The organism is Acinetobacter kookii (genome assembly GCF_900096895.1).
GTDB classification, from domain to species: domain Bacteria; phylum Pseudomonadota; class Gammaproteobacteria; order Pseudomonadales; family Moraxellaceae; genus Acinetobacter; species Acinetobacter kookii.
The window spans coordinates 503,362-523,051 of record NZ_FMYO01000001.1; the positions used below are offsets into that span (position 1 = coordinate 503,362).

Here is a 19,690-nt window from a genome sequence, read left to right on the forward strand (position 1 = left end):
TATGCAACAACGTGTCATCGTCGGTATGTCTGGTGGTGTAGATTCATCTGTGTCTGCAGCACTTCTTCTTCAACAGGGTTATCAGGTTGAAGGTCTTTTCATGAAAAACTGGGAAGAAGATGACGGCACGGAATATTGCACGGCCATGGAAGACCTTGCCGATGCGCAAGCCGTGTGTGACAAAATTGGCATCAAACTGCATACCGCCAATTTCGCCATGGAATACTGGGATCGCGTGTTTGAGCATTTTCTGGCTGAATATGCGGCTGGCCGTACCCCTAACCCAGACATTCTATGTAATAAAGAAATTAAATTCCGTGCCTTTTTAGACCATGCCGTGAATTTGGGTGCAGACTTTATTGCCACTGGTCATTACTGCCGTCGCGGTGAAACCATGACCAACTCGCGCGGTGAAGAATACGCGCCTTTGTTACGCGGATTTGACCAAAACAAAGATCAGACTTACTTCCTGCATGCAGTACATGGTCGTGAAATTAACAAGACCCTGTTCCCTGTCGGTGAAATTGAAAAGCCACAAGTACGTAAAATTGCAGAAGAATTGGGCTTGGCAACCGCCAAGAAAAAAGACTCCACCGGAATCTGCTTTATTGGCGAACGCCGTTTTAATGACTTTTTAAAACAATATCTTCCAGCCCAACCCGGAAAAATTTTACTGGATACCGGCAAAGAGGTTGGTGAACATCACGGCTTAATGTACTATACGCTCGGTCAACGCGGCGGCATCGGCTTAGGCGGTCTGAAAGGCGAAGCTGAAGGCGCATGGTTTGTGCTTTATAAAGATATTGAAAACAATCGCCTTGTTATTGGTCAGGGTCATGAGCATCCACTGATGCAAAGTACTATACTTTGGAGTGAAGCGATTGATTGGGTCGCCGGCGAGCAGGATATTCCGGCAACAGGTTTCCGTTGTACGGCTAAAACCCGTTATCGCCAGCCAGATCAGGCTTGTGTCATTTATAAAGATGCCGATATGCCAAATGGCGTACGTGTTGAATTTGACGAACCGCAACGTGCGGTGACTCCAGGACAAAGTGTAGTGTTCTACGCAGATGAAGTTTGTTTAGGTGGCGGTGTGATTCATCATACCAATGCACCAAAACCTGATTTTATTTAAAAAGGAAGCGATAGGCATGGCTGAGTTACCCTTTCAACAGCCTCGGACTTTGAATGTACGTCAGAACCGTGCTTTGGCGTTGGCAGCTGTGTTCCAGTCGACACAGCTGACCCATATGACAGCCATGTCAGGACAACACAGTATTGGTGAAAATGGCAGCTTCTATTTAGAACAACTGATTAAGGCCAGCCTGAATATCCGTCCTACTTCCAATGAATCCTGTCAAACCCTAGACTTTTTTAATCAACTGGCCGATATTTCCCTCGGTTTAAAAACCTTAGAAAGCAGCATTACCCAACCCTTTAATCCTTCTCCCAAGTCGCGTTTGCCGAAATTTTCCAACGCCAAGCTGCCGATGAGCTATGCCATGGCACTGTTGCAGTTAGAGAAAAAAGTCTATAGCAATCCAAAATTTGTTGAAATTATTGAACAATCACAACAAAAAATTCTCAAACAGCTGTCTTTTTTCGATAATAACTATCTGCATCCCAGCATTATTGCCAACCTTGCCCAAACCTATATAGACACTGCCGGACAGATTAATCCGCGGATTATGGTCAAGGGCAATGCCGAAGCATTTAAAGATAGTGCACATACCAACCGAATTCGCGCTTCCCTGTTTACTGGCCTGCAACTGGCGCACTTATGGCGTCAGCTAGGTGGCAGCTCATGGGGCATGATTTTTAGCAAGCGCAAACTACTCCAGGATATTCAAGATCTTGCCCGTTTACAGTATCAGGTGGTTTAACCTGATCATGAACGAATTTTTATTATTCGCTTTACGTTTAATTCCAAAGTTTAAGGAATCGCTATGAACGCTTTAACCGCACTTTCTCCATTAGATGGACGTTACGCCAGCAAATGTGATGCTTTGCGTCCTTTCCTCTCTGAGTTTGGTTTAATCCACGCTCGTGTGACTGTTGAAGTTCGCTGGTTACAAGCGCTTGCAAACCGTCCTGAAATCACTGAAGTTCCTGCTTTCAGCGCAGAAACCAATGCTGCACTTGATGCGATTGTGGCCAACTTCTCTGAAGACAATGCCAACCGCATTAAAGAAATTGAACGTACCACCAACCATGACGTTAAAGCAGTTGAATATTTTCTTAAAGAACAGATTGCTGATATCGAAGAATTGAAAAATGCCGGTGAATTCATTCACTTCGCATGTACTTCTGAAGACATCAACAACCTGTCTCATGCATTGATGCTGAAAAATGGTCGTGAAGTACTGGTTGCTGCAATGCAGCAAATCATCGACTCAATCGTTGCTTTGGCTGAACAACACGCTGAACAACCAATGTTGTCTCGTACCCACGGTCAAACTGCCAGCCCAACCACTTTGGGTAAAGAAATGGCAAACGTGGCTTACCGTTTAGCGCGTCAAATCAAACAGTTCAAACAGGTTGAACTTCTAGGTAAAATTAACGGTGCTGTAGGTAACTACAACGCACACTACTCTGCTTACCCGGAAATCAACTGGCCTGCACATTCACAAGCATTTGTTGAATCTTTAGGTTTGACTTTCAACCCGTACACCACTCAAATTGAACCGCATGACTACATGGCGGAACTGTTTGATGCGTTACGTCGTTTCAACACCATCCTGATCGACTTTAACCGTGACGTTTGGGGTTACATCTCGCTTGGTTTCTTCAAACAACGTTTGAAAGAAGGTGAAGTGGGTTCTTCAACCATGCCGCATAAAGTCAACCCGATCGACTTCGAAAACTCTGAAGGTAACCTGGGTATTGCCAATGCAGTTCTTGCACACTTGGGCGAAAAACTTCCTATTTCTCGCTGGCAGCGTGACTTAACTGACTCGACTGTACTTCGTAACATGGGTGTCGGTTTTGCACAAAGCTTGATCGCCTTCGAAGCTTGTTCTAAAGGTATTGGCAAACTTGAATTGAATGCTGACCGTATTCTGGAAGATCTGGATCACGCTCAAGAAGTGCTTGCTGAACCAATTCAAACGGTAATGCGTCGTTATGCAGTTGAAAAACCATATGAAAAACTGAAAGCACTGACTCGTGGTCAGGCCATGACTCGCGACATGATGGTGAACTTCGTGAATGGTAACGAGTTAGAAGCCGTTCCTGCTGCTGACCGTGCCCGTCTTGCGACAATGACACCTGCAACTTATACAGGTAATGCGTCAACTCAAGCGAAACAGATTAAAGATTTAATCTCAAAAATTTAATTCGAAATAAATCTAAAAAGCGAAGCTTCGGCTTCGCTTTTTTATTAGCTTAGATTCTCAAATGAAGTGCAACAGAGATTAAATTATTGGAAGGAAGCAAGATGAGCTAGCATTTTGCTTCCGACCGACCAAAGTCAAAGTTGCATCATGAACTACACTCATCTTACCCAAGAAGAAAGATATCAGATTTATACTTTGTTACGTGAAGGTTTTTCTAAACGTTGGACTGGTATTTCGCTGATCCTTATAGCGCTTGGCAACGAGGCACGAATGAAAATACCAATGGCTTAATCAGGCAATATATTAAAAAAGGCAGTAATTTAAATGCCTATACGGATGAATATATTGCAGAAATCACTCAACGTTTGAATCATCGCCCAAGAAAAAGACTCGGCTTTAAAAGTCCGAGTCAGGTATTATGGCAACAACATGGTGTTGCACTTCAAATGCTAATCTAAGTAGAATAGAATCTGTTGATAATTCATCTATGTTTATAACTACATAAGTCATTGATAAAATTTCAGCACTCCCAATAAAACTTTGCCAATACAAGAAATAATGATTGAACATCAATTAAGCATTAAACACTGGCTTGCACTGGCAGTGATCACGGTTGCGATCATCATCGCCAGTATTCGTCCTTTAGAATTTGAAGCATATCTACTGCATCAAGCCGGCACCGTGTTTATGCTTGTGCTGTTATTGTTTACCCAAAAAAAAATCGGCATGAGTTTTTATAGTTTTGTGCTCTATCTCATTTTTTTGCTGATCCATATTATCGGCGCACATTACCTCTATTCATATGTCCCCTATAACGAATGGCTGATTCAGCTGTTCGGCTTTGACCTCAACCAATCGATGGGCTGGTCACGCAATATGTATGACCGCCTGGTGCATCTTGCCTATGGAATACTGCTCTACCCGGTGTTACTGCGGCTGTTTCAGGTGTGGCTGCCTGAAGCTAAACCCTTCATGCTATTTTTATTGGTGGTTCAATTTATTATGGCCACCAGTTTAATTTATGAATGGCTTGAATGGCTGATTGCGATTGGTTTATCCTCAGAGGAAGCGGAAAATTATAATGGGCAGCAGGGAGATATGTGGGATGCACATAAAGACATGCTGCTAGCAACAGTCGGCGCAGCAGGCTATGGCCTGCTTGATCTGTGCTACTCTCGCAAAAGCTTAGCTAAAATACCACAGCCAGAAAGCGACCAGCATGCCTAGTGACAGGACTGACGCAAACAGGGTGAACCATGAATGGGGATCTTCGCCCCAGAACATACGCTTTGCCAGCCATTTTTTAAGCAGAACACTGTTCAATGTCAGCGCTGCCAAATGCAATAACACACTGGTTAAAAACAGGTTGGCAAATAGCTCATGCACTTCTTTTAAACTATGACTATGCGTATAGTCAGTAAAAAATCCGGCCAGCACAGTTAAAGGCAACAAGCAAAAAATACCCAGGATACTGAGCTGAAACAGACTGGAACTGGCTGCTTTTAAAAATGCGGGTGAAACCCATTGCTGCGGCTGCGCCCCATAACGCTTTACAAATGGCTTGATTACATTTAAACGACGGCTTATTCCTGAAGGCTGGGTATGGGCCAGTCGAGGAGCGAAAAACTGCCATAAAACTCTTAATATCAGGCTAATACCGAGTGTATAGCCAAATGCCATATGGATGTGATGCCATTCTTCTATATCCCCGGTGAGATAAGCCCCGGTAAAACTCAAAATAATAACAATATGCAGAAATCGGATCAGCAAATCTGTTGAAGAGTTCGTCGTATGATGAAGCATAAAAAAACCTGTGCTCATTTATTTTAATGCCATCATAAAAGATCAAGCTGAATCGGAGATTAAGATCCAGTCAAAAAAATTGCGCTCATCAGAGCGCAATTTTAAAATAGCCCAACGAATTTCAATTAAAGCTTAGGATCTCGCATTTGAACCAAGCCAGCATTTGCCTTGCTCAAAGTTTCCATGACTTTATTCATCACGGCCGGCACCAGACCATCTGCCATTTGTGCGGCTTGTAAACCCAGTTTTTCACCCAATGTCGGTTTACGGCGAGTTTCAATCACAAAGACTTCGTGCTGCGCTAACAAGCCGAGTAAATACTCATCCGAAGTTTGCAGCTTATCTACCAGGTTGAGTTCAAGCGCGTCTTTTCCATACCAGTGTTCACCTGTCGCCACTTTCTCAACATTCAGTTGCGGGCGGTATTTTTCTACAAAGTGTTTAAACAGCTCATGCGTCTGCTGTAACTCTTCTTCAAATTTGGCTTTACCTTCTGCGGTATTTTCACCAAACATTGTCACGGTACGTTTAAACTGGCCTGCGGTATAAAGTTCAAAGTCGATATGCTTTTCTTTCAGCAAGCGGTTAAAGTTCGGTACCTGTGCAACCACACCAATGGAACCGACCACGGCAAATGGAGCAGAGACAATTTCATTGGCAATGCAAGCCATCATGTAACCGCCACTGGCTGCGACTTTATCGACACAGATCGTCAGGTTAAAGCCCGCATCACGCAAACGCACCAGCTGGGCAGCCGCCAGGCCATAGCCATGCACCATACCGCCCGGGCTTTCCAGACGTACCACAACACGGTCACGCCCTGCTTTTGCAGTGGCTAAAATCAGGGTAATTTCTTCACGCAAGTTTTCTACGGCAGAGGCTGCTGTATCACCCTTGAAATCGAGTACATAAATTTTTTGATTGTTCTTTTTACGTAAGCGTGCTTCTTTGGAAAGCTGCTGGGCAAGATGCAAGAGTTCCAGTTTAGACGCAGTCGCTTGGGCAATTTTTTTACGTTGTTCATTTATACGTGCGTTTAAATGGCTAATACGAATTTCAGCGGGTAATTTGGGGGTGTGAAATAACATACAGATACAGACTCATTTAATTCATATTTATCTTGCATAAGATGTGGGCAATCACACAAAAATTCAATTTATATTTTGCAAATAATAAACTTCTTTCATAAATCATTTTAGAAATTAAGAACTGTTCGTAAAGCTGAAATTGAAAATAGATTTTTAGTCAATATTAGATTCATGAGTGTGGCATGGATGCCACACTTTTCCCATCGACAAGGATGTCGTGTATGGGAAACAAAAGGTTTTTGTCTACTTTTGACCTTTCAAAAGTAGAGAGATTGCCTACGAGAAGGTACAAAATTAAATCAGTCAAATGAGGCCGTGCTGATTTAAAAAAATCTAATATTGAATATTTTTTGATTTATAAAAGGAATCTAATGATCATTATCTATAAAAGAAAACCAGATCTTTCCAACTTCAGCCCCAACACACAAATAAAAAGAGCCTTACGGCTCTTTTTAAATTTGGTGTTCAGATTAACCAAAACGACCGGTAATATAGGCTTCAGTCAATTGATGGTCTGGCTGGGTAAAGACTTTTTCAGTTGAATTGACTTCAATCAAGTCGCCTAGATGGAAATAGGCAGTACGGTCAGATACACGCGCAGCCTGTTGCATCGAGTGGGTTACAATCGCAATGGTATATTGGGTTGAAAGCTCTGAAATCAGTTCTTCAATTTTGGCCGTTGCAATCGGGTCCAGCGCCGAACACGGCTCATCCATCAGAATGACTTCCGGACTAACTGCAATGGTACGCGCAATACATAAACGTTGCTGCTGACCACCCGAAAGACCTGTACCCGGCTGGTTCAAACGGTCTTTGACTTCATTCCACAACCCCGCTTTATGCAGGCTATTTTCCACAATTTCTTCCAGGTCATATTTATCGCGCGCCAAACCATGCAGTTTAGGGCCATATGCCACGTTGTCAAAAATCGATTTCGGGAACGGGTTCGGTTTCTGGAATACCATACCAACTTGTGCACGCAGTAAAACCACGTCCAGATTCGGGTCATAGATATCCTGATTATCCAGCATCACCTTACCGGTCACGCGACATGAATCAATGGTGTCGTTCATACGGTTTAAGGTACGCAGGAAGGTTGACTTACCACATCCCGATGGACCAATAAAGGCAATCACTTCATTTTCATAGATATTGATGTCAATACCTTTAATGGCTTCTGCTTCGCCATAGTAAACATGGACATCTGAAGTACTTATCTTAACATTCGACGTTTCATTTTCTTTTTTCGTTGAAGCATGAGTATCGAATTGAGAAACAAATGAAGTACCAGGATGTTTTTGATCGACTTCAGGAGCTGTAAACTGTTTCTGTTCTGGATTCACGGATTCATCCTGTTCTAAGGAATTTGCTTGTGTCATATCTGTTACAGTATTCATATATTGTCCTCACCTTACCAGCGTACTTCAAATTTCTTACGTAACCAGATGGCCAGGCTGTTTAATCCAACCATCAGCGCCAGTAAGACAATAATTGCGGCAGCAGTACGTCCTTCAAAGAAGTTACGCAATTCATTACCCTGCCACAAAAAAATTTGTACCGGTAATGCAGTGGATTGATCGAGTGGCGATGTTGGCACACTGGCCACGAATGCGCTCATCCCAATCAGAAGTAAGGGTGCGGTTTCACCGAGTGCTTGTGCTACCCCAATAATGGCACCGGTTAAAATACCCGGCAGTGCCAACGGCAACACATGATGAAATACCGTTTGTACACGGGAAGCGCCTAAACCCAATGCCGCCTGACGAATCGATGGTGGTACGGCTTTTAGTGATGCACGAGTGGTAATAATTACAGTTGGCAAGGTCATCAGGCTCAGAACCAGACCACCGACCAATGGTGCAGAAAGAGGCAAATGCATCCAGCCAATAAAAATCGCGGCACCGAGCAAACCGAAGACAATCGAAGGAACGGCAGCCAGGTTATTGATATTCACTTCAACAACATCGGTAATCCAGTTTTTAGGCGCAAATTCTTCAAGATAAATGGCTGATGCCACACCTATCGGAATCGAGATAAAAATCACGATCAGCATCATGAACAATGAGCCCATGAATGCACCCGCAAGGCCGGAAGTTGCAGGTGAACTGCGTGAGTCAGGCGTAGTAAAGATATTGGTATTGAAAGTATTTTCAATCACACCTTTGGCTTTTAAATCATCGGCAAGCTGGCGAGTTTCAGGACTCAGCTGTTGCTGGTCATCAGGTAAACTGCGGTCAATATTACCTGCTAACCATACGTCGACATTGGCATCGGCCAGAATCTTGATCTCTTCTTTTTTGCCAATCAGTGTTGGATCAGCCAGGACCATATCACGCAGGCGATAGGCTTCTGAACTGGTATACAAACCAGATAACTCATCACGCTTTGATGCACTTGAAGGGTCTTTTGCAATAATGCCATTGACGATCAGTGCATCCCAATCCACCATGCCCATTTCGGTTTGCCACGCAATGATACGCTCTTCAAACTGGGCTGGAGATTCACCCTCTTTCGGGGTAGGTTTGGCACCTACCTGAATGATGGCCGGATCGAAATAGAGCGGTACAGAAATACTGTTTTGCCAGAAAGCAGGTAAGCCTTTCGCTAAAATACTTCCGAATAAAAGCACCACAAAGAACAGACCTGTCACAACTGCAGAAAAGCCCAAAATACGGAATGTCTTTTCTTTACGATGACGTTTCGCTAAAGAACTGGCAATTTTCTGTTTACGTTTTTCGCGTAATTCAGCTGCAGCCTGTGGGTCAAGGCTTTGACCCATAGAAGATGTATTTGATGTACTCATTCGTATTGCTCGCGATATTTACGCACGATATACAGTGCAACAATGTTTAAACCTAACGTAATCACAAACAGCGTTAGACCTAATGCAAAGGCAACCAAAGCTTGCGGGCTGGCAAAGTCGGTATCGCCGGTTAACTGGTTCACAATGGTAATGGTGACTGTAGATACGGCTTCTAGCGGATTGACGTGCAGTAATGGACTGTTCCCTGCCGCCAGAACCACAATCATGGTTTCACCAATTGCACGTGAAGCAGCAAGTAGGAATGCGCCAATAATACCCGGGAGTGCAGCCGGCAGAACTACCTGACGAATGGTCTCAGATTTGGTTGCACCTAAACCTAATGAACCGTCGCGTAGTGCACGTGGTACCTGAGTAATAATGTCATCCGACAGTGACGACACGAACGGGATAATCATGATGCCCATGACAAAACCGGCAGTTAAGGCACTGGTTGCATTAATGTGCAGTCCAATGCTTTCGCCAAGCAACTTGAAAAATGGGCCAATGACCATCAATGCAAACACGCCATATACAATGGTTGGAATACCGGCTAAAACTTCAATGGCAGGTTTGGCCCAGGCACGAAAACCTGATGGTGCATATTCAGCCAGATAGATGGCAATCATCAGTCCAACAGGAACCGCAACCAATAAGGCGATTCCGCTCACCATGAGGGTTCCCCAGATTAATGGCACCAGGCCATAACTGCCCTCTGCATTTCCGGAAGTACTAAACCCAGGATTCCATTCCGTACCAAAAAAGAAATCGATCGGACTGACAAAATGGAAGAAGCGCATGGCTTCGCTAAACATTGAAAGCACAATGCCGATAGTAGTTAGGATTGCCACACCGGAGCATAGCGCCAAGCCCCAATTAATGATTTTTTCAACCTGGTTACGGGCACGATATTGCTGGGCAATGCGCTTTTTGGCCATCACCAGACCCACCAGGGCGGCACAGATCACCAAAGCCAATTTGGCAAAGGAACTAATGGTTTCAATTTTTGCGAGTTGCTGTGCCGCTGCAATTTCATAGGCCGCAGCTTGATCACTCACCCCAAAACCTGAGGCAATCGCTTGAACACGATCAATGAGCACTTCTATGCCTGCACGATCCAATGTGGCTGCAACATTTGCAGGCACATTATTTAACACCACATGACGCAGAATATTCGGTTCGACAATATTCCAAACCAGTAAAATTAAAAAAGCAGGGATACCACACCATAAAGCCACCAGCGCCCCATAATAGCCAGGACGAGAGTGTAGTTTTGCAGTGTTATTTCCCTTACCTGCTAGGTTACGGCTTTTCGATAACCCGATTTGATAGGCGATGGCGATCAATGCCAATAACACACCCATAAGTAGCAGATTCATGTATTCTCCAGCATTTTTCAATTTTCATGCTTTGAAAAACTTGTCTATGCAAAAAAGCCGAAGGTAGAAATAATTCTACCGTCAGCTCATTCAACCTAATTACTTAACCGCTTTACCGGCTTTCAAATTTGCAAGAATTTTGGCACGCTCTTTATCTGACATAGAAATCAGACCTGCTTTTTCCAGTTTAGAACCTTTACCTGAAACTTTCTTATTCAGGAAGTACTCAGAATACTGTTGTAAGCCTTTGATTGATTTAAGGTGCTCACCTTTCACGTAGAAGTACAATGGACGTGAGACCGGATAAGAACCATTCAGAATGGTTTTCTCTGATGGAGTCACATTGTTTACTGTAGCAACACGCAATTTGTCACGGTTTTGATCATAGAAACCTAAACCAAACACGCCTACTGCACTTGGAGAAGTTTTTAAACGTGCCAGTGTTTCAGTGTAATCACCAGAAATTTCAATTACTTTTCCGTCTTTACGGAAAGTCGAACATGCTTTCTTCTGTGCATCTTTGTCTAAATTTTTGAAATATGCATAAGATTCACAACCTGCCTCAACCATTTTTTCCTGGAACACTTCGCGTGTACCGTGGTTAGAAGCTGGAATTACCAAAGTAATTGGTTCATTTGGAAGTGCTTTGTCAATTTGGTTCCAGCGTGTATACGGGTTTGGAACCAGTTTACCTTGTGAAGGTAACTCTGCTGCCAATGCAGCAAATACATGTTGTGGACGCAGTTTATAAGCTGCTTTCTTTGAGTTAGACGCAAATACAATACCGTCATAACCTACTTTAATTTCAATCACCTGGTTTACGCCAGCTTTTTTACATGCCGCCAATTCAGTATCTTTGATTTTACGAGATGCATTGGCGATGTCGATGGTATTGTCACCTACACCCTGACAGAATTGTTTTAAACCACCAGATGTACCACCAGAACCAACAACCGGTGCTTTAAATTGCGGGAAAGTATTACCAAATTCTTCTGCTACAATACTTGCGTATGGCAAAACAGTCGAAGAACCAGCAATCTGGATGGTGTCACGAGCTGCATTTGCGGTTGTTGCTACAGCTGCCCCTGAAACTGCTAAAGCAAGTGCGATATGGTTTAAGCGCATTCTTTTCTCTCTTCAATAGATGCAAGTTTGAAGTACGCTACTTTTTATAAAGTTTTGTACTTATTTCGATGATTGCATTTTGATTTTAGAATATGACAATCAAGTTACAGCATTGTGACGCTTTTATGATAATTCCTTTCTTTTGTAGGATTTTTAAAAATACCTTTTAAATTCAATAACTAAAAATCTATCAGAAATATTATTCAGGGATTATTTTTAACTGCAAATTTGTAATAATTCTTAAATCTGTCATTTTTTCATGTCTTCTTTTTCTACTTGCAGAGTGTTTATTCTATGATCAGACAATAAAAATCTTCTATTTCTGGATTTCTTTTCTATCCGTATCAGACTTTCACGTTCCCTTCTCAAAGATACACTGCTCTTTTTTTTGCCAGCACTGGCCCAAATCTTTGAAATTTCATAGAACATAGCTTTGTCATATATTCAAAAATAAATAATGACAGTGATATGACCATAAACAGTAAAACAATTAAAAAATTAATTCTGATTGACCCGTTCATATGATCTTTAAAGAACATGACTGGGACTTGCTTGCAGAATACTGGTATCTCAAAGGTTTTAGCCTGTAGTTTGCAGCGCGAATTTAAAGCAGAAATTTAAAACCACATCTCTCCCAATCGGACCAATTGACGTGGATGTCGCCGCGGTACCAAGGAAGAATAATATTCCTTCTGTAGCGAAAAAGGATTTTTGTTTATCTTGCAGAATATATTCCTCATCCCTGAAAATTAAGACCCAACTCACACAATATTATTGATGTCCCATAACTCAAATGAGGTCGTATAATCTTAGGTATAAAAAAAGGAGACCGCGTGGCCTCCTCCTTTCACACAGACAATCGATTAATCAATTGCAGGTGTATAAGTACCGTCCGCGATTGGACCTTTGATACGGTCAGCTTCTGCAAGCACCAGTGCAAGCAGGTTCTTCACGTTTTCTAAAGTCGCCACCGGGCTTAAAGTAGTCATTTTCAAGGATTGAACCTGACCCACTTTCGTTACGCCAATGTTCGCTTCACCACGTGCAAACAGTTCGTCCGCAACGTTCTGGTTCAGTGTATCCAACAATTCTACTGGGTAGCCTGCCGGTACTACACGGAACAAGACCGAAGCAAATTGCGGTTCAACCAGAAGCTCCAGACCGTCAGTCGCTTTGATGTAATCAGCAACATCACGGGTCAGTTTCACGCCATGATCGATCATGGAACCGTAAAGCTCTTCACCCAATGCTTCTACCGTCATCCAGAGTTTTAACGCGTCAAAACGACGAGTCGTTTGTAATGACTTGGACACCAGGTTCGGCACACCATGTTCTTCATCATAAGCAGAGTTCAAGTACTCAGCTTCATAATGCATGAAACGGTAGTTGGCTTCGTCTTTCAACAGGAACGCGCCACATGAAATGGTCTGGAAATAATGTTTGTGGAAATCAAGCGTCACGGAATCAGACAGCTCAATACCATCAAGCATAGAACGATAGTCATTCGACAAAATCAGTGCACCACCCCAAGCTGCGTCAATGTGCATCCACGCGCCGTATTTGTTGGTGATTTCACGAATCTGTTTGAGTGGATCAATCGCACCCGCATCGGTCGTACCTGCAGTAGCAACCACACATGCCACGATCTTGCCTTCAGACTGAAGGTGAGCCATGGTTTTTTCCAGTGCGTCTACATCCATCTGTGCATTTTCGTTCACAGGAACAGTGACTACAGACTGGAAGCCCATGCCCATCATCGCCATGTTCTTTTGCACAGAAAAGTGTGCATTTTCAGAACAGATGACTTTAACATTACGCATAGCATCCGCAGGAATACCATCGCGCTGAACAGACCAAGGATTGCCGTTTTCGTCTTTCCAGTTTTTCGCGATGCAGGCATCACGCGCAAGCAGCACACCCATCAGGTTCGACTGGGTACCGCCAGAGGTGAATACACCTGCCTGACCTGAGCCATAGCCGACTTTTTGACGCAGCCAGTCAATCAACTGCACTTCCATCAATGAACCGGCCGGGCTTTGATCCCATGAGTCCATAGACTGGTTGGTTGCGTTAATCAATACTTCTGCAATCTGGCTTGCCACCATGGTTGGGCAATGCAAATGTGCTAACGAGTGCGGATGATGAACCTTTAAGCTTTTGTTCAAGAAAAGCTCAACCATACGTTCAAGCGACTTGTGTAGACCCATGCCTTCTTTTGAAGGATGAAATGCAATCGCACTGCGTAGCTCTTTAATGCTACCGCCGGTGTACATTTTGTCGTTTTGCAACCATGCAGAAACGGCTTTTACCGCTTCGTCCATTGCTGACTGATAGTCAGCAATAGAACCTGCATCATTGCAGAATAACGCTTTACGGTGTTCTGCAAAATCTACCATGCCTTAAGCACCTCGAACTGCAACAAGCGCTTCAGCGATTGCTTTCTTAAAGCGGGCAATCACTTCAACACATTCGTCTTGCGTGATGATAAGTGGGCAAAGTAAACGGATCACTGTACCGTTACGGCCACCTTTCTCAAGCAACAGCTTGTTGTCGAAACATGCAGCCTGAATAGCAGCAGCCAATTGAGAATCACCCGGTAATGAACCCATGTGATCTGCTTGTTGGCGTTCGTCAACGATCTCGATACCGATCATCAGACCACGGCCACGCACGTTACCGATACATGGGAATTCCACTGCCATTTTTTTCAATTCAGCTTGCAGGAAATCACCACGCTCTTGTGCATTTTGTGCAAGATTTTGTTCTTTGATGGTTTTGATCGTTGCAAGACCTGTACCCATCGCCAATTGGTTACCACGGAAAGTACCGGTGTGACCTGCTGGCTGCCAGGCATCAAATTTGCGTTTAATACCCAGTACTGCAAGCGGCAAGCTACCACCGACTGCTTTAGACATCACCACCACGTCAGGTTCAATACCCGCATGTTCAAAGGCAAACATTTTGCCTGAACGTCCAAAGCCTGCTTGAACTTCGTCAAGAATCAACACGATATTGTGTTTTTCAGTCACTTCACGGATTTTCTTCAACCATTTAACCGGTGCTGTAACCACACCGCCTTCACCTTGAATCGCTTCAAGAATCACAGCTGCCGGCTTGGTTACGCCGCTTTCTACATCTTCAATGAAGTTTTCGAAATAATAAGTCAAGGCATCAACACCCGCTTCACCGCCAATGCCTAACGGGCAACGGTATTCATGCGGATATGGCATAAACTGTACACCTGGCATCAAGCCATTGACTGCATTCTTCGCAGACAGGTTACCCGTCATGGCCAAAGAACCGTGTGTCATACCGTGATAGCCACCTGAGAAGCTGATCACCGAGCTACGACCGGTATAGGTTTTTGCTAATTTAATCGCTGCTTCTGTACCGTCTGCACCAGACGGGCCACAGAACTGCAGGCAATACTCTTCCTTCCCACCAGGAAGTTGTTCAAGTAATGCTTCAGTAAATGCATCTTTTAAAGGTGTCGTTAAATCTAAAGTATGTAATGGCAAACCACTCGCTAGAGTGTCCTGAATACTTTGAATTACCGCAGGATGATTATGGCCTAAAGCCAATGTTCCTGCCCCAGCTAAACAATCGAGGTACTCTGTACCTTCAACATCAGTAACCCAACAACCTAAGGCTTTTGCTATCGCTAACGGCAATTTGCGTGGATAGCTACGAACATTGGATTCCATCTGGCTTTGGCGAGTCAAATAGTATTCGTTAGTAGACTTAGTGGCAGGATTTACAGAAGAAACGCTCATATCGAATTACCATCTCTGATATGGGTTGAAAGAAATAAGTCGGGTGACTTGTGGTCCTTTGACTCGGTGCTTTATAGAATCTAGTTTGACGACTTGATTTATACATCATAACTAAACGGCGGATGATACAGAATTTTTCAATAAAATAAACAAGTTTTATGACTTTATCTGTCCAAAACCGATCAAAAAAATATATCAAGCCAAATCTTAGATTGAATTATCATCTTACAGTGTGACAGACTAAAGAAAACCTTATTTTTATACTTTTTTTATGCAAAAGATTGAATTAACGTAATCGCTTATTTTTTATAAAATTAAGTATTTAATTTTTAAATGTTTTCTTGAGAAGTCATTCTTTATAAAAGAAATGAAATAGAAATGAAATCATTTACAATCTTGACACAAAGTCTACAAAAAATCCTCATGAAGTAGCGATACCATGCCTATCAGAGGCTGAACTTCTCTTTACAAAAAAATAGGTAAAAATAATGCGATATTTAACTCTCCCCTCCCTGGTATTTGCCAGCCTGCTTTCAACCGCTGCCTTTGCTCAGCAGGCAGAACCACTGAACTATAATTTAGTCAACGTACAGGCTGAGGCAACGCGCCAGATTTCCAATGATGAAATGCATGCGGTTTTATATATTGAAAGAAGCAAGAAACAGCCAGCTGAACTTTCTGCACTCATCACACAGCTCATGAACCAAGCCATTGCAGCCTCGAAAAAATACCCGCAAGTAAAAGTCGAAACGGGTACGCAGAGCACTTATCCTGTGTATGACAATGACAGCCAGAAATTGAAAGAATGGCGTGGTCGGGCTGAAATTCGTTTAGAAAGTACCGACTTTAAAGCCGTCAGCCAGTTAATTAGCGAATTGCAGCAAGATTTCCAGACCCAGTCGATTGAATTTACCGTTTCCGATGCAAAGCGTAAAAAAGTGGAAAATGAATTGATGGTGGAAGCCTCAAAAAACTTCCAGCAACGTGCACAAATGTTGACTTCGGCATGGAATAAATCCAGTTATAATCTGGTGAACCTCAACCTGAATACCAATAACTATTACCCACAACCGGTGATGATGCGTGCCAATATGGCGAAATTTGCCGGTGCTGAAGCCGCAGATGCGCAAAATGTTGCTGCTGGTGAATCGAAAATTACAGTCAATGCCAATGGTTCAATCCAGTTTAAATAATTAAAGGGTGATTTAAATAAAACCGTGTGCACACACGGTTTTTTTATGAGCTAAATGGACGATTTGGAACAATATAGCGACAATCCTGTCGAATGTTTCATTTTATTTTTCTTGTAAAATCATCCTATCTTTCAGCTTTTATCTCTCCTCACTATCCCATGTCCCTTGAAAGTTTAAATCTTGATCTGTTTAGCATCCTGAACGTGCCCGAACAGGCTTCCCCATTGATGATGCACTTTGCCACTTTTGTCGCCCATGATTTAGTCTATCTGCTGATTACCTGCTTTGCCTTGTTTTGGTTTTATGGTCATCAAAATTCAAAAGTTCTGATTCTAAAAGCCTTTGTATTTTGTTGTGTCGCACTTTCGATCAGTGAAGTAGCATCTTACCTGTTCAATACTCCACGTCCTTTTGTGATGCATGTCGGTCAGACTTTAATTGCACACGAAGCAACAGGTTCTTTCCCCAGCAATCACATGACCATTTTTAGCAGTATTGCCTTTGCCTATTATTTTTCGGCGCGACGGGATATTGGCAGGTTTTTGCTGGCAGTTGCCTGGCTGGTGGCATGGTCACGGATTTATGTGGGAGTGCATTTCCCGGTTGATATGTTCGGTGCCTTTATTTTATCGTGGGCTGTGAATCTTGCTGGTTTAAAACTATGGCATCGTTATCAGACAAAACTGATGTGTTGGGTCATGTTCCTCTATGAAAAATTATTTAGTGCATTAATTCAACGTGGTTTAATTAAATAAGCAATTAAAAAATATATAAAAAATCCCGCTCTAAAGCGGGATTTTTTGAATCTATAAAACTTAATAGATCGCCATATGATTGCGGTGAATCATCTCAAGTGAACGCGCTTCACCTAAAACCTGATGCACTTTATCCGATGCCAGACCTTTGACAATTTCAGCTGAGCGCGAACTGAAGTTGACGCGACCGACAGCAATGCGATGTCCCTCTTGGTCCACACACTCCACTACATCACCACGTTCAAAGTGACCTTCCACCGCTTTTACCCCGACAGGGAGCAAGCTGCGGTGATTGTCTTTAATCGCTTTGACTGCACCATCATCCAGCACCAGACGGCCAGCGGTTTGTAAATGTGCCGCCAGCCATTGCTGATGTGCGGTAATGCGGTCATTGTCGGTAATAAACAGGGTTCCCAGCAATTCACCCGACATTAAACGCGCCAGGACATTGTCGCTTTCACCACTGGCAATCAGGGTTGGACAACCCGATTTTGCCGCCAGACGCGCAGCACGGACTTTGGTCAGCATACCGCCACGACCAAACTTGCCACCACCGCCTGCCATATCGAACAGGCTTTCATCCAGTGCACGCACGGTATGGAACAGTTTGGCATTTGGATTAGAACGCGGGTCGGAGTCAAACATGCCTTGCTGATCGGTCAGGATAATCAGCAAATCGGCATGTACCTGCCCGGCGACCATCGCAGCCAGGGTATCGTTATCACCAAAGCGGATTTCATCGGTCGAAACCGTGTCATTTTCATTGATCACCGGAATCACATGCCAGTCAATCAGGTGCTGCAAGGCATCACATGAATTGAGATAGCGACGGCGGTCTGCCAGGTCATCATGGGTTAACAAAACCTGCGCCGTTTGAATGGAATGCTTTTCCAGCACACTCGACCAGGTTTGAATCAGCCCCATTTGACCAATGGCAGCACAGGCCTGAAGACTGGGTAGATCGGTGGGTCGATTCTCAAGTTTCATTCGAACCATACCTTCAGCCACAGCTCCGGAAGACACCAGAATAATCTCATGCCCTGCATTGTGCAGATCTGCAATCTGTTTCGCCCAATGCGAAATTGCATCCAGATCTAACCCTGTTCCGTTTGCTGTAAGTAAAGATGATCCGATTTTAACAACGATTCGTTTACAAGCCTTGAGCTGACGTTGCCCATCTACCACTTCTATCATCTTGTCCTCAGTTACTCATATTTCAGAGCTTAACGTACGTAATACGACTCTGCTTCATCTTCGCCATCTTCATCATCTTCGTCATCGCCAAGAATACCGGCAAGACGTTGCTGACGACGCATCTCACGATACGCTTCTTTTGCAGCGATGGTTTGTTCACGTGTTTCAGCTTCAAGCTGGTCACGGAATGCTTTTACTTGTGCTGCGTATTCCGGATCTTCAGCTTCGAGTTCACGCTGTTTCTCGATTTCATCCATCAGGTAATACACAACTTCTTTGGTCCCTTCAGACATTAAGCCCGAAGTCTTGAATACCGGACCTGTCCACTGCATCTCTTCAAGAAGATGGTTACACCATTCTTCACGCGTCTCTTCAGGTAACTGGTCAACCTTGTTCAGCACCAGTACCACTGGCAATTTAGAAAGCGTTGGGGAGAATTTTTTCAACTCATTCAAAATTGCTTTGGCATTGTACGCCGGGTCCGAACCGTCAATCGGCTGGACATCGACAATGTGCAACAAGATACGGGTACGTGCCAGATGCTTAAGGAAACGAATACCCAGACCCGCACCTTCAGATGCACCTTCAATTAGTCCTGGAATATCGGCCATCACGAATGAACGGTGACGGTCGGCATCTACCACGCCCAGATTCGGTACCATGGTGGTAAATGGATAGTCTGCAACTTTTGGTTTTGCGGCAGAAACTGCACGAATAAAGGTCGATTTACCTGCGTTAGGCATCCCGAGCAAGCCAACATCCGCCAATACTTTAAGTTCTAAACGCACTTCACGGAATTCACCTTTGGCACCGTGGGTACATTTACGTGGTGAACGGTTGGTCGAAGATTTAAAGTGTGTATTCCCTAAACCGCCCTCACCGCCTGCTGCAACCAATACACGCTGACCATCTGCAACCAGGTCACCGATAATATCGCCAGATTCTGTATCGACAATGGTGGTTCCAACCGGAACCAGCAATACGGTGTCTTCACCGCCACGGCCTGCACAGTTTGCACCGCGACCATTTTTTGCACGTTCTGCACGGAATTTACGTGTATAACGATAATCTACAAGGGTACTGGTGTCGTCGTCGGCCTGAATATAAATGCTACCGCCACGACCACCGTCACCACCATCTGGACCACCAAATGGTACGAACTTTTCACGGCGAAAACTGGCTACGCCATTGCCACCGTCGCCAGCCTCTACGGTAATGACTGCTTCATCAACAAAGCGCATGCTG

16 protein-coding genes and 1 pseudogene are annotated in these 19,690 nt (G+C 43.8%); 7 read left to right on the top strand and 10 right to left on the bottom strand.

The genetic code is table 11. The features are described 5' to 3' along the window. The first annotated feature begins 1 nt into the window (after position 1). The 5 genes and pseudogenes from mnmA (at position 2) to BLP85_RS02520 (ending at position 4,562) form a co-directional block, all read left to right on the top strand. Positions 2 to 1,135 carry a tRNA 2-thiouridine(34) synthase MnmA gene (mnmA, locus tag BLP85_RS02500; RefSeq protein ID WP_092818557.1) on the top strand — a complete coding sequence of 378 codons (1,134 nt, stop codon included), beginning with the start codon at positions 2 to 4 and terminating at the stop codon, positions 1,133 to 1,135. Between the two features lie 16 nt (positions 1,136 to 1,151). Continuing rightward, on the top strand, positions 1,152 to 1,883 hold the full coding sequence (hflD, locus tag BLP85_RS02505) for a high frequency lysogenization protein HflD (RefSeq protein WP_086195683.1): 732 nt from the start codon (positions 1,152 to 1,154) through the stop codon (positions 1,881 to 1,883). A gap of 63 nt (positions 1,884 to 1,946) precedes the next feature. Further along, a complete protein-coding gene (gene purB, locus BLP85_RS02510) occupies positions 1,947 to 3,335 on the top strand; it encodes an adenylosuccinate lyase (protein ID WP_092818558.1) in 1,389 nt (462 codons plus the stop codon). A gap of 230 nt (positions 3,336 to 3,565) precedes the next feature. Beyond that, positions 3,566 to 3,793, top strand: a pseudogene (locus BLP85_RS02515) (IS30 family transposase); the annotation flags it as partial. Between the two features lie 100 nt (positions 3,794 to 3,893). Further along, on the top strand, positions 3,894 to 4,562 hold the full coding sequence (locus tag BLP85_RS02520) for a DUF2238 domain-containing protein (RefSeq protein ID WP_092818560.1): 669 nt from the start codon (positions 3,894 to 3,896) through the stop codon (positions 4,560 to 4,562). Here BLP85_RS02520 and BLP85_RS02525 read toward each other — a convergent pair. The 8 genes from BLP85_RS02525 to BLP85_RS02565 form a co-directional block, all read right to left on the bottom strand. Beyond that, the gene (locus BLP85_RS02525) at positions 4,521 to 5,138 is read right to left on the bottom strand and encodes a cytochrome b/b6 domain-containing protein (RefSeq protein WP_092818958.1); all 618 of its coding nucleotides are present in this window, start codon (positions 5,136 to 5,138) and stop codon (positions 4,521 to 4,523) included. The genes BLP85_RS02520 and BLP85_RS02525 overlap by 42 nt on opposite strands. A gap of 125 nt (positions 5,139 to 5,263) precedes the next feature. Continuing rightward, a complete protein-coding gene (gene sohB, locus BLP85_RS02530; protein WP_092818561.1) occupies positions 5,264 to 6,226 on the bottom strand; it encodes a protease SohB in 963 nt (320 codons plus the stop codon). A gap of 470 nt (positions 6,227 to 6,696) precedes the next feature. Beyond that, positions 6,697 to 7,623 carry a phosphate ABC transporter ATP-binding protein PstB gene (pstB, locus tag BLP85_RS02535; RefSeq protein WP_092818562.1) on the bottom strand — a complete coding sequence of 309 codons (927 nt, stop codon included), beginning with the start codon at positions 7,621 to 7,623 and terminating at the stop codon, positions 6,697 to 6,699. 14 nt (positions 7,624 to 7,637) lie between these two features. After that, on the bottom strand, positions 7,638 to 9,029 hold the full coding sequence (pstA, locus tag BLP85_RS02540) for a phosphate ABC transporter permease PstA (protein ID WP_092818563.1): 1,392 nt from the start codon (positions 9,027 to 9,029) through the stop codon (positions 7,638 to 7,640). Continuing rightward, positions 9,026 to 10,405, bottom strand: a complete 1,380-nt coding sequence (gene pstC / locus BLP85_RS02545) for a phosphate ABC transporter permease subunit PstC (protein ID WP_092818564.1) — start codon at positions 10,403 to 10,405, stop codon at positions 9,026 to 9,028. The genes pstA and pstC overlap by 4 nt, the downstream gene beginning before the upstream one ends. 99 nt (positions 10,406 to 10,504) lie before the next feature. Then, positions 10,505 to 11,530, bottom strand: coding sequence for a substrate-binding domain-containing protein (locus BLP85_RS02550; protein ID WP_092818565.1), 1,026 nt, complete (start codon positions 11,528 to 11,530; stop codon positions 10,505 to 10,507). A gap of 863 nt (positions 11,531 to 12,393) precedes the next feature. Continuing rightward, positions 12,394 to 13,926: a pyridoxal phosphate-dependent decarboxylase family protein gene (locus BLP85_RS02560; RefSeq protein WP_092818567.1), complete on the bottom strand. Its 1,533-nt coding sequence runs from the start codon at positions 13,924 to 13,926 to the stop codon at positions 12,394 to 12,396. A 3-nt stretch (positions 13,927 to 13,929) separates the two neighbouring features. Continuing rightward, positions 13,930 to 15,303: a diaminobutyrate--2-oxoglutarate transaminase gene (locus tag BLP85_RS02565; RefSeq protein WP_092818568.1), complete on the bottom strand. Its 1,374-nt coding sequence runs from the start codon at positions 15,301 to 15,303 to the stop codon at positions 13,930 to 13,932. A gap of 488 nt (positions 15,304 to 15,791) precedes the next feature. Between BLP85_RS02565 and BLP85_RS02570 the strand changes: the two genes are divergently transcribed. Both BLP85_RS02570 and BLP85_RS02575 read left to right on the top strand, forming a co-directional pair. After that, positions 15,792 to 16,496, top strand: a complete 705-nt coding sequence (locus tag BLP85_RS02570; RefSeq protein WP_092818569.1) for an SIMPL domain-containing protein — start codon at positions 15,792 to 15,794, stop codon at positions 16,494 to 16,496. Between the two features lie 158 nt (positions 16,497 to 16,654). After that, on the top strand, positions 16,655 to 17,251 hold the full coding sequence (locus BLP85_RS02575) for a phosphatase PAP2 family protein (protein WP_092818959.1): 597 nt from the start codon (positions 16,655 to 16,657) through the stop codon (positions 17,249 to 17,251). Positions 17,252 to 17,311: 60 nt separating this feature from the next. Here the strand turns inward: BLP85_RS02575 and proB are convergent, their stop codons facing one another. Both proB and cgtA read right to left on the bottom strand, forming a co-directional pair. Next, entirely contained in the window at positions 17,312 to 18,445 is a 1,134-nt protein-coding gene (gene proB, locus BLP85_RS02580) for a glutamate 5-kinase (RefSeq protein WP_092818570.1), read from the bottom strand. A gap of 29 nt (positions 18,446 to 18,474) precedes the next feature. Beyond that, positions 18,475 to 19,686: an Obg family GTPase CgtA gene (cgtA, locus tag BLP85_RS02585; RefSeq protein ID WP_092818571.1), complete on the bottom strand. Its 1,212-nt coding sequence runs from the start codon at positions 19,684 to 19,686 to the stop codon at positions 18,475 to 18,477. Between the last annotated feature and the right edge of the window lie 4 nt (positions 19,687 to 19,690).

Coding starts and splice junctions, on each gene's coding strand:
- hflD (WP_086195683.1), top strand. CDS start 1,152: ATGGCTGAGTTACCCTTTCAACAGCCTCGGACTTTGAATGTACGTCAG.
- BLP85_RS02560 (WP_092818567.1), bottom strand. CDS start 13,926: ATGGTAGATTTTGCAGAACACCGTAAAGCGTTATTCTGCAATGATGCA.
- sohB (WP_092818561.1), bottom strand. CDS start 6,226: ATGTTATTTCACACCCCCAAATTACCCGCTGAAATTCGTATTAGCCAT.
- BLP85_RS02570 (WP_092818569.1), top strand. CDS start 15,792: ATGCGATATTTAACTCTCCCCTCCCTGGTATTTGCCAGCCTGCTTTCA.
- BLP85_RS02565 (WP_092818568.1), bottom strand. CDS start 15,303: ATGAGCGTTTCTTCTGTAAATCCTGCCACTAAGTCTACTAACGAATAC.
- mnmA (WP_092818557.1), top strand. CDS start 2: ATGCAACAACGTGTCATCGTCGGTATGTCTGGTGGTGTAGATTCATCT.
- BLP85_RS02520 (WP_092818560.1), top strand. CDS start 3,894: ATGATTGAACATCAATTAAGCATTAAACACTGGCTTGCACTGGCAGTG.
- pstA (WP_092818563.1), bottom strand. CDS start 9,029: ATGAGTACATCAAATACATCTTCTATGGGTCAAAGCCTTGACCCACAG.
- proB (WP_092818570.1), bottom strand. CDS start 18,445: ATGATAGAAGTGGTAGATGGGCAACGTCAGCTCAAGGCTTGTAAACGA.
- pstB (WP_092818562.1), bottom strand. CDS start 7,623: ATGAATACTGTAACAGATATGACACAAGCAAATTCCTTAGAACAGGAT.
- purB (WP_092818558.1), top strand. CDS start 1,947: ATGAACGCTTTAACCGCACTTTCTCCATTAGATGGACGTTACGCCAGC.
- cgtA (WP_092818571.1), bottom strand. CDS start 19,686: ATGCGCTTTGTTGATGAAGCAGTCATTACCGTAGAGGCTGGCGACGGT.
- BLP85_RS02550 (WP_092818565.1), bottom strand. CDS start 11,530: ATGCGCTTAAACCATATCGCACTTGCTTTAGCAGTTTCAGGGGCAGCT.
- BLP85_RS02525 (WP_092818958.1), bottom strand. CDS start 5,138: ATGCTTCATCATACGACGAACTCTTCAACAGATTTGCTGATCCGATTT.
- pstC (WP_092818564.1), bottom strand. CDS start 10,405: ATGAATCTGCTACTTATGGGTGTGTTATTGGCATTGATCGCCATCGCC.
- BLP85_RS02575 (WP_092818959.1), top strand. CDS start 16,655: ATGTCCCTTGAAAGTTTAAATCTTGATCTGTTTAGCATCCTGAACGTG.